This is a genomic window from Mesorhizobium sp. WSM4312, from assembly GCF_002294875.1.
Taxonomy (GTDB): Bacteria; Pseudomonadota; Alphaproteobacteria; order Rhizobiales; family Rhizobiaceae; genus Mesorhizobium.
This window is the reverse complement of sequence record NZ_NSFU01000046.1, coordinates 1-3,054: the sequence shown is the minus strand read 5'-3', so window position 1 is coordinate 3,054 and position 3,054 is coordinate 1. Positions and strand designations below refer to the sequence as shown.

3 protein-coding genes are annotated in these 3,054 nt (G+C 54.4%); all 3 read left to right on the top strand.

Translation table 11 applies throughout. The annotated features are described in order from the left end of the window. The coding region (locus tag CK228_RS35585) for an RHS repeat-associated core domain-containing protein (protein WP_179296133.1) at positions 1 to 1,043 on the top strand (1,043 nt) is incomplete at its 5' end. Further along, positions 1,016 to 1,453: an ankyrin repeat domain-containing protein gene (locus CK228_RS34520; protein ID WP_095790652.1), complete on the top strand. Its 438-nt coding sequence runs from the start codon at positions 1,016 to 1,018 to the stop codon at positions 1,451 to 1,453. The genes CK228_RS35585 and CK228_RS34520, both read left to right, overlap by 28 nt. A gap of 827 nt (positions 1,454 to 2,280) precedes the next feature. After that, positions 2,281 to 2,703, top strand: coding sequence for a hypothetical protein (locus tag CK228_RS34510; protein ID WP_095790651.1), 423 nt, complete (start codon positions 2,281 to 2,283; stop codon positions 2,701 to 2,703). Positions 2,704 to 3,054 lie beyond the last annotated feature (351 nt).

Here is a 3,054-nt window from a genome sequence, read left to right as displayed (position 1 = left end):
TCGAGATCAATCCGGCGACACCGGGCGCGGAAATCTACACCCGCTATCCCCATCCCGACATCAAGGTCGTCAACGGCGTCAAATACTTCCTCCACCGCGACCACCTGGCCTCGGTGCGCATGGTCACTGATGCCTCGGGCGCCATTGTCGAGCAAACCAACTACGCCACCTACGGCGAGCGCCTCAACACCGGCTTCCAGACCCAGAAGGGGTATATTGGGGAACGCTTCGATCCCGAGACCGGACTGCTGTATCTCAACGCGCGGTATATGGATCCGGTGCTGGGGCGGTTCATCTCGCCGGATGATTGGGATCCGACGTTGCCGGACGTCGGTACGAACCGATACGCCTATGCTCAGAACGATCCGGTCAATAAGAGTGATCCGAACGGACATGCCATCGATCCGAACGAAGGCAAGGAGCCCCTGGGGGCTGAAGGGGGCTCCAAGGCGGCAGACAGCAGCACGAAGTCGAAAGATCTGCAAGCAGCAGGAGACAAGGCTGCAAAAGGCCTAGAAAATGTCAAAGATAAGAAAAAGAATGAAGTCGGCCAAAAAGTTGCGGATGTTCATATTGTTTACGGAAAACAGCGAGTGGACAGCAAGAATGTTTTTGGTCACGTCTCGGTCTTGGTCGACGGAAAAGGTGTTTATTCCCCAGGAACCGGAACGCCGTTCGGATCTTCGGCGAAGGATTTTATGGGCCAGCAGATACCTGTTAGAGATCAGGTCGTAACAACAATAAAAACAACAAAAGATCAAGATGAGAAGATTGCAGATTATTATGTGAAGAAAGGTGATCAAACTGCGCCTATGCTGACAAATAATTGCGCTGATCAACTTTCGTCCGCTTTAAAATCTGCTGGGATAAACATCAATAGTGGATTTCCCGTAGGCACACCGGCAGCTCTCAACGATAATCTTGCGGAAAGTCTATCGGTTCCGAGTCGCAAAATAAACATTTCTAGAGGCAGCATGAGCGCAGATCAAGCCCTTTCAAGAATTGGATATTCACAATGGGGATTATCAAGATATTTTCTGTGATCTCTATCACAGCTATAATTAGTGGATACTGCGATAGAGGAGGCGATTTATTTGACGCGATAATCTCTAAAAATACAGATAAAGCCGAAGCCGCGCTAAAAAGTGGCTACGATGCGAATTGTACGACGACTGACGGAGTTACTCCGTTGTTGGCAGCAGTTAACGGAAAAGACATTTCTATGGTCGAGTTAATTTTGAAGTATAATGGCAATCCCAATACGACATACGGAGGAGCAAGCCCGCTTTACTTTGCAGCATTTGCCAATTGCGTCGAGTGCGCTCAAAAAATAATCTCTTATGGAGGGCGATTTTTAGCTGATCCGGTACAGATTTCATATCTTAAAAACTACAAACACACAGAATCTGCTTTCTGGCAGAGTATTATATCCAAAGACTTTGAAAAAAATTAGAATTACGGTGACAGTGCACTAATTGCCTGCCATGCCTGCTATGGAAGTCCGTCACTCTTGGTTTGAGTATATGGCTCGCCTTGCCCGTATCGTCGTTCCCGATCTGGCGCACCACGTCACGCAACGTGGCAACGGGCGCGCCAAGGTGTTTTTCACCCCCGGGGATTACGCGCTCTACAAGACCCTGCTGGTCGAGCATTGCCGTGCGCCGATGTCGGCATCTGGGCATGGAGCCTCATGCCCAACCACGTGCACCTGATCCTGACGCCGGCCGACGCCGATGGCCTGCGGCGCGCGCTCGCCAAAGTGCACCGCGCCTGGGCCGGCAGAAGAAAACCGGTCATTTCTGGCAAGGCCGCTTCGGCGTCATCGCGATGGACGAGGACCACCTGTTGTCGGCGGTACGGTATGTCGGACTGACCCGGTGCGCGCGGGGCTGGTGAAGCAGGCGGTCGATTGGCCCGGTCAAGCGCCCGGGCGCATCTGACGGGCGAGCCCGATGGCGTTAATCCGCAGCCAATGAGGGACCGCCTGCCATCGTCGAGCGGGCTGTTCGACCTGGCCGAGACGGATGCCGTGGCCTTCGACGCGCTACGCAAGGCCGAGAGCATCGGCCGGCCGGTGGGCGGCGAGGCATTTCTCAGCCGGATTGCCGGGCAAACTGGAGGAGCTGTGAAACCAGGGAAGCAGGGCCGGCGGGGAAAAATTAGTGCACTGTCACCGTAATTCTGGTCGCACCCCACGGCGAGATGCATGCAAATAAATCAGATTGTGCTAATATAAAGGCGTCATGTAATTTCACGCATGACGAGCATCGGGAGGATGCGATGAAAGCCATGAATCGCAGGTCTGCACTTGCCCTCGGTTTGACCACCGTCGCGGCATCACCTTTGTTCACTCTGGCTGCTTCTGCAAAAGCCAAGAAATACGGCCCGAAGGACGGCAAGGAGATTGCGCCCGGTGTCAGAGTGGTTGAAGTCGGCACCGGAAACTCCGACATTCCCGCCTACAAGAGCATCTCGATTGTCGACGTCGTCTTTCAGCCCGGAGCACACGCGCCTCAAACTGTGATGGACAACGACATGGTATGCACGATTACTTCCGGCGCATTCGCCATCAAGAAAGCTGACAAGGAATTCAAGCTAAAGGTAGGCGACGTCTATACCTGCTCCAAAGGCAAAACTGACGAGGCAACGAACACGAGCAAGGAGGTCGGCGTGCATCGCATCGCAGTCCTGATACCTGCGTAGTGAGACCAGGCTGCCCGATCGATTTGCGCGTTGATTGCGCGCCTCGAGTGTCTCGCAAGCCATTTTGAACATTTGGCGAGATTTGGAAAAGTCGGTCGCTCGCCGCGAACGTTGGTGGCGATGTCCGGCATGGTCGCCGTGGCTGTGCATGTGCGGATGCGCATGCATGCCGCGCGAGCGACTTACGGTGACAGTGCACTTTTGCCATGTCGGCTTGGCCGCCTAGACGGCGAAGGCCATGCCACCCCTAGAGGCCAAAGCAGCCCGAGCGAGTTTGCGCTTCTCCGCCGAAGTAGCAGCCGTCGTCCATCTATATCCAGATCGCTGATACTTCCGCCCCAACCCGCCACC